The 7044-nt window shown below is 51.6% G+C and carries 7 protein-coding genes and 2 tRNA genes; 2 read left to right on the top strand and 7 right to left on the bottom strand.

Features of this window, described 5'->3' with window-relative positions; translation table 11 throughout:
• Positions 1–203 (top strand): hypothetical protein (locus tag H6F80_RS29370; RefSeq protein ID WP_206755029.1); only part of this gene is annotated, 203 nt, incomplete at its 5' end.
• 181 nt (positions 204–384) lie between these two features.
• Here the strand turns inward: H6F80_RS29370 and H6F80_RS03470 are convergent.
• The 3 genes from H6F80_RS03470 to H6F80_RS03480 form a co-directional block, all read right to left on the bottom strand.
• Positions 385–543 carry a hypothetical protein gene (locus tag H6F80_RS03470; RefSeq protein WP_190790220.1) on the bottom strand — a complete coding sequence of 53 codons (159 nt, stop codon included), beginning with the start codon at positions 541–543 and terminating at the stop codon, positions 385–387.
• A 287-nt stretch (positions 544–830) separates the two neighbouring features.
• Positions 831–903, bottom strand: a tRNA-Ala gene (locus H6F80_RS03475).
• Between the two features lie 25 nt (positions 904–928).
• Positions 929–1002: transfer RNA gene (locus tag H6F80_RS03480), tRNA-Ile, on the bottom strand.
• Positions 1003–1212: 210 nt separating this feature from the next.
• On the opposite strand from H6F80_RS03480, the gene H6F80_RS03485 reads away from it, so the two are divergent.
• Entirely contained in the window at positions 1213–3744 is a 2532-nt protein-coding gene (locus H6F80_RS03485) for a U32 family peptidase (RefSeq protein WP_242067141.1), read from the top strand.
• A gap of 230 nt (positions 3745–3974) precedes the next feature.
• Here the strand turns inward: H6F80_RS03485 and H6F80_RS03490 are convergent, their stop codons facing one another.
• From H6F80_RS03490 to ruvX, 4 genes are all read right to left on the bottom strand, one after another.
• Complete coding sequence (locus H6F80_RS03490; RefSeq protein ID WP_190790221.1) at positions 3975–4523, bottom strand: YqeG family HAD IIIA-type phosphatase; 549 nt, start codon at positions 4521–4523, stop codon at positions 3975–3977.
• 138 nt (positions 4524–4661) lie between these two features.
• Positions 4662–5843, bottom strand: coding sequence for an endolytic transglycosylase MltG (gene mltG / locus H6F80_RS03495; RefSeq protein ID WP_190790222.1), 1182 nt, complete (start codon positions 5841–5843; stop codon positions 4662–4664).
• 3 nt (positions 5844–5846) lie between these two features.
• Positions 5847–6431: a DUF3727 domain-containing protein gene (locus tag H6F80_RS03500; RefSeq protein ID WP_190790223.1), complete on the bottom strand. Its 585-nt coding sequence runs from the start codon at positions 6429–6431 to the stop codon at positions 5847–5849.
• 140 nt (positions 6432–6571) lie between these two features.
• Positions 6572–7044 (bottom strand): Holliday junction resolvase RuvX (gene ruvX, locus H6F80_RS03505; RefSeq protein ID WP_518523505.1); only part of this gene is annotated, 473 nt, incomplete at its 5' end.

Raw genomic sequence — 7044 nt, forward strand, 5'->3', positions numbered from 1 at the left:
TCTCTATCTTGATATTGGGATTACTTGCTGCCTTCCTTAAAGAATTTGTTTTATTCCTAGCAGACAATTGCCCTTACTGTGGCAAGGATGTTCATATTCCGCACACTGGCATACCTATTGATTGCCCATGCTGCAAGAACCAAATCAGAACTGAATACGATGGTGCCAAGAATACAGCTTGGTTTCACCCAATCACTAAGTGAGATTAATAGGGATAGTCGGCTCAGACCGTCACCACCAGAGATCGCCGCTTGCCCTGGCAAGTTTTTGGTCCGGTCGATTGGCTACAAGGTCTGACTTGTTGGATTAGCTCAGCTTGCTTCTGACGAGTTTCTAGTGTCTATCTGGGCATCTGCGTTTATTCTCCATAATCATCTACCGAATTTAGCTTGCATCGGGACTATGCCCACCTTGCAGCCGCCAGCGCATTTGCTGCGATCGATCGACCGTATGCTTCCACGGCTCCCATTCACGGGCAAGTAGTTTCGATCGCATTAACTCAGAGTGTTTCTGTCGATCTTCTGGTGTCCAAGTACGCGCCATTTGGAGGGAGGGCACGATCGAGCAGTGCCATGAGTGTAACGTCCCCTAAATTCTAGCCGCACCCCAATCAAGAGATATTAGCCGTGGAGCTAAGACAAAACGTATCACCTGAAACGGTGTCCGCAGTTTGATCTATATAAATACTTATTGCAAATTACGCTCACCAAAATGCAACCTCGCTTTGGCTAGAGGCTGAAAGAATTGCGCCGATTGAGATAGACAGCTTTTATTTAATTGTAATCTAGGGAAAATTTAGGGAAGCCCTTCGTTTTAAACCCTGGAACCGATGGAGGTTAGCGGACTCGAACCGCTGACATCCTGCTTGCAAAGCAGGCGCTCTACCAACTGAGCTAAACCCCCTTGTGTTTTACAGTGCCTCGCCGTATGGGCCATCCTGGACTCGAACCAGGGACCTCACCCTTATCAGGGGTGCGCTCTAACCACCTGAGCTAATAGCCCGCGTCCGGCTTCAGCACCTTTATAAAGATAGCAGTAGCTTTCCGAATTTGACAAGACCTTTTTTCGATTTTCTTCAGCATTGCCTGCAAGATAGTTTGGAACTGATGCCAGCCCTTCAGAACGAACTGCCGCTACCCAGCAGTCACCACAGAGCAGACTGACTCGATATGATGGCAGAAGACCTGTCTCATCGAAGCGCGATCGATTGCTATGATGGCTGACCTGCAATTCCTGACTTCTCCCACGCCTGCCCAGTTCAGACGACCCGAAATTCTTGCTCCCGCAGGCAACTGGGAATGTGCCAAAGCTGCGGTAGAAAACGGCGCAGATGCAATTTATTTTGGGCTCGATCGGTTTAATGCGCGAATGCGGGCAGAAAACTTCACCGAGGCAGATCTGCCAGAACTGATGGCGTTTTTGCATCGGCGCGGCGTAAAGGGCTATGTGACGCTGAATACGCTGATTTTTCCACAGGAGTTACGCGAGGCAGAGCAGTATCTTCGCAGCATTATTGCCGCAGGAGTGGATGCAGCGATCGTGCAGGATGTGGGCATCTGTCGGCTGATTCGCCATTTGTCGCCCGATTTTCCGATTCATGCTTCGACGCAGATGACGGTAACAACCGCGATCGGGGTAGAGTTTGCCAGAGACCTGGGCTGCGAACTGGTGGTACTGGCGCGGGAATGTTCGCTGAAGGAAATTCGCAAGATTCAGCAGCAGCTTGGCGAAAGGCAAATCTCCCTGCCGCTGGAAGTGTTTGTGCATGGGGCACTCTGCGTTGCTTATTCAGGGCAATGCCTCACCAGCGAGGCTTTGGGTGGGCGATCGGCAAATCGGGGCGAGTGCGCGCAAGCCTGTCGGATGCCCTACGAGCTGATTGCAGATGGAGAACAGGTGAATCTGGGCGATCGAAAATATTTGCTTAGTCCGCAGGATCTTTCGGGTCTGGAGGTACTGCCCGATCTGGTGAAAGCAGGCATCAGCAGCCTAAAGATCGAAGGACGCTTAAAAGCTCCTGAATATGTGGCAAACGTGACGCGCACTTATCGACAGGCACTCGATCGCGTCATGGAGTCGCTTACAGAAACGCAGACTAATTTCTATTCAGATTCCGATCGCTATAACCTGGAAATGTCTTTTTCACGTGGGCTTTCGACCGGATGGCTGCAGGGCATTAACAATCAAGAACTCGTTCACGCTCGATTCGGCAAAAAGCGCGGCGTTTATCTGGGACAAGTGACAAAAATTCGCCCGGAGCAAATCATGCTGACGCTAGAAGCTCCCGTAAAGCCCGGAGATGGCGTGGTCTTTGATAGCGGACACCCGGAACAAAAAGAAGAAGGCGGACGCATCTATGCCGTCGAGCAGCGCGGAGCAGAGGCCATTCTTACCTTTGGGCGGAATGATTTGAACTGGCGGCGAATTCATGCAGGCGATCGACTTTGGAAAACCAGCGACCCGGAACTCGATCGGCAGCTTCGCCAAACCTATGCGGGAGAAACGCCTCGATTTCAGCGATCGATCGATCTGGAAGTGCAGGGGGAACTGGGTCGCTCGTTGACCGTAATCGCTCGTGATCAGCAGGGGCAGATTGTGCAGGTTGAGTCTGCGATGTTGCTCGTCGCTGCGGAAAAACAGCCGTTGACGCTCGATCGGCTACGCGAGCAGTTTGGGCGGTTGGGCAATACACCGTTCTGTCTAGGCGAACTGATGAGCTATCTCCAAGGCAATTTAATGCTGCCTATGAGCGAATTGAACCGCCTGCGCCGCGAGATAGTGTCTCAGCTTGAACAGCAGCGCACCCAGCCCCATCGTTGGCAGCTCAATGCTGATCAAACGTTGTCTAATTTGTTGCTAAAGCCGATCGCAACGCCTGTGACGACTCCAACGCTGATTCCGCTGGTGCGTCGTTTGGGGCAGTTAGAGGCAGTTTTGGAATCCGGTAGCAAGCTAATTTACTGCGAACTGGAAGATCCCCACGCCTATCGTCAGGCAGTGCAGATGGTACGGAGTTTCCCAATCGCAGACTCTCCAGCAGCAAACCGCCTGCCGCCTCAGATTTTTGTCGCGCCGCCGCGAATCACAAAACCGGGAGAAAACTGGATTCTTCAGCAGGTGCGATCGTCTGAGGCAGACGGCTATCTGGTGCGAAACTATGACCACCTGAAGTATTTTGCCGACCAGCGACGGATTGGCGATTTCTCACTCAACGTGGCGAACGCGCTGACGGCAGATTACTGGATGCAATACGGTCTGGAACGGCTAACGGCTTCCTATGACCTGAATATTTCACAGCTCGAAGACCTGCTTCACACTTGCCCGCCAAACTGGCTGGAAGTGACGGTTCACCAGCACATCCCGATGTTTCACATGGAACACTGCGTCTTTTGCGCCTTTCTCTCTGAGGGAACAGATTTTACAAACTGCGGTCGTCCCTGCGAAAAAGCAGAAGTGAAGCTGCGCGACCGCGTGGGCACAGAGCATTTGCTTCAGGCAGATGCAGGCTGTCGCAACACGGTGTTTAACGGTACAGCGCAAACCGGAGCGGAATATATGCAGCGCTTGATCGGGTTGGGGGTGCGATCGTTCCGCTTGGAGTTTGTGAACGAAACACCGGATCAGGTGCGTCAGACGATCGACTGCTATCAGCAGTTGCTTCAGGGCAAAATGACCGGGGCACAGCTCTGGCGCAAGCTTAAACTGCAAAATCGCCTGGGTGTAACTCGTGGACCTTTTGAATAGCGTGTTGAATAGCGTTTGATATAGCGTAAATAATGCTAAAAGAAAAACGCCAGAAAGTAGAACACCAGCCCTTCGGTAAGAAAGACTGGTCGTTCTATCAAAGTATTTACAGGGATTTAAGGGTTAGGGTCTTTATATTCGCTGACCCCATTTGAGCTATTCCTAGATTAGCAGGGATCAAAAAAAATAATAGGTGACTTAACTTTTTCTTTAGCATCAACGAAGGAATATTAAGACTTGTCCGAATGAGTCATGGTTTGTTGCAGTTCATGAATCGACACGCCTAGCAATTGCGAGAACCAAACTTCCATATCTCGCACCAGATAACGCCGTTCTGCCTTCATCGGGTTCACCATCGGCTCAACCAAAATCGTAAACATTCCCAAGCGGTTACCTGCCAGCACGTCGGTAAATAGCCGATCGCCCACCATTGCCACCTGTTCGATCGGCAAATTCATCGCGGTGACTGCCTGCCGCAGCTTCCGACGAGACGGTTTTCTGGCTCCCAGAATATAAGGAATATTGAGTGATTCTCCAATGCGGCGAATTCGGGCTTCGCTCAGGTTGTTGCTCACGAGCCAGAGCGAGGCAACCGATCGTATGCTATTCACCCACTGACACAGCTCATCTGAAGCTTCTGCCATACTCATGGGGACAAGGGTTTCGTCTACATCCAGCACTAAGCCTTGAAGCTGATGCCGCTGAAGCACTTCAGGAGTCAGTGCCAGAATCGAATTGCCCAGAATTAAATCGGGCTGCAATAATTTACCCCAGGACATAGTACGGGTTCCAGAAACAAAAATAGAGCAATGCAAATCACTTCAGTCAATCTAGCGCACGCCTGACCAGAACAACAGAATCAGGATTTCTCTCATCCTTCCCTTTCTTAATCTAACGCTCTCAGGAATCTAGTTTGACTAAGGGCTACTTTGAGGCTTCGTTTGAGGGCGACTTGCAGGCGAAGACAATGCCGCCGGAGCAGAATTTGCAGGTGAGGGTGAAGCCATCGGAGCAAGATTTTCTCGCCCATCGTGAATTGCTGCCTGGGCTGTTTCATGTTCTGCTAGGGTGCGGCTGAAGACGTGCGTTCCGTCGTAGCGGGCAACAAAGTACAGATACTCAGTATCCGGTGGATTGAGGGAAACTTCGAGACTGGCAACGCCCGGACTAGCGATCGGCGTCGGCGGTAAGCCAGGATTGATATAGGTATTGTAAGGAGAAGGGGTACGGACTTGATCGAGGGTCAATGGCTGGTCGGCAGTCTGGCGAATGCCCAGCCCATATTCCACGGTGGGATCGGCTCCCAGCGTCATTCCCTCCTGCAGGCGACGGGCAAACACTCCAGCGATCGTCGGGCGTTCTGAGCTAACCACCGCTTCTCTTTCAACAATGCTGGCAAGCGTCACCCACTCTAGCAGGCTGTACTTGGTTTGCCCCTGTACCTTCTCATAAAGCGGCAGTCCGACCTGCTGAAAGCGATCGAGCATCTGGTCGATCACAAGCTGAGGCGTGAGATCCCCCCCAAACTGATAGGTATCGGGATATAGAAATCCCTCCAGATGAGGCAGATTTTCAGGCAGCCAGGGATAGCGATCGCGAGGAATTTGCTTGACCGCTTCCAGAAACGCCGGGGCTGAGAAATAACCCTGCTCCTCAAAATAGGCTGCCATTTGCTGTATTGACCAGCCTTCGGGAATCGTGTAGCTGCTCTGCACCACATCGCCCCGCCAGAGCTGGTCAGCGATCGCCGTCATGGCCTGGTCGGTAGATAGCTCATAAGTCCCAGCCTGGAAGCTGCCCGTTTTGTCCTGCTGGCTCAGCCATCGTGACCAGAGGTTCCAGGCAGTCAGCGATCGAATCAGCCCGGCAGCGTGGAGGTCTTCTCCGATTTGTTGCGCTGAGGTTCCTTCAGGAATTTGAATTTGAACGGTTTGGGGCTTACTAGAGTCAGGCTTCGCAGCAGTTCCAGACTGAGTTCCGACAGGGGGCGCACTTGCCCAGCTCCACCATGACCATCCTTGCCATGCACCAATTCCTAGAACGATCGGCAATAGCAGTAAGTAGAACAACACCCTAGGAATGCGGGAAGCCTTGACCATGCGTTAATTTAGCTCCTCATCGTCAAATTCATCGGCAAGCTGTTCCAGCTCAAGCTGCATCTCCTTGAATTCGTCGAGTTGCTGGAGCGCAACCAGTTCATCAGGGGTCAGCAGTTCAGGCTGTCCGGCAGCGTTGAGGCGAGCGATAAACAGGAAAGGATCGAGCGGGGTACAGACCACATACTCTTGCTCTTCATGGAAGAACGAAGCAAGCTGCTGGAACTGCTCCATGTTGACCTGACCCTCATCGCCTTCAATATCCAGCGTAATCACGTCTTCCTCACTAAACTCCGGTAGATTACCGCTTGCAATCAGTGACAGGGCAGTCCGATGCAGGGTTAAATCTTGCTCTGCTAAAACTGCTTTTGCCGTGGGCATGATTTCGTCTAGCTCGGCATCGTCCACATCTAGCAGCATTTCGTCTTCTTCTTCTTCCTCATCCCCCACCCAGGCAAAAATTTCAACGGGGGCATCTACCGGACGCAGCAGCACATACTCTTTGCCCTTTGCATTGAGCGATCGCTCGACGTAGCAAAGTACGGGCTGTCCGTCTTCATCCAGTAGATTTAGTGTAGGTACATCGTCCATTTCAAGTTCCAATTTGAATCCAATTTGAGCGTTTGCTTAACTTCTACTCTTTATCCCTTCTCCTTATACCTTTCTGAGGTTAGGTCTTGCGTCAAATTCTGCCTGAACAAGAGATAAAAGCAGAAAAAATGCGAAGGTTTTTAATCTTGATCCAATTCAAGGGAGTTAAGGGAGTTTCTTTTTTGGCTGCGGCGAATATCGAGCCACTGTTGCAGGATGATAGCCGCTGCTTTGCGATCGATCAAGCCTTTGTTGCGAGAAAAATCTTGTCGCTCGGCGCGTAATAGCTCTTCTGCCTGTACTGAAGTCAGACGCTCATCGACAAATTCAATGGGCAAATTGAGGGCAGCAGAGAGGCGAGCGGCGAATTTTTGCACCTGCTTTGCCTGCGCTCCCAGGCTGCCGTCCATATTGTAAGGCAAGCCAATTATCAGAAGCTGTACCTCCCGCTCTAGTACCAGCTTTTGAAGCCGTGCCACATCCTCCGCAAACGAGCGGCGATCGATCGTGGTCAAGCCGGTTGCAATCAGTCCAGTTCCGTCACAGCCTGCAACCCCGATTCGCTTTCTGCCCAGATCCAGCCCTAGTGCGGAAATTCGCTGCATAAAAGGGA

Origin of the sequence: Leptolyngbya sp. FACHB-711, assembly GCF_014695615.1 — a bacterium.
Lineage (GTDB): Bacteria > Cyanobacteriota > Cyanobacteriia > Elainellales > Elainellaceae > Leptolyngbya_A.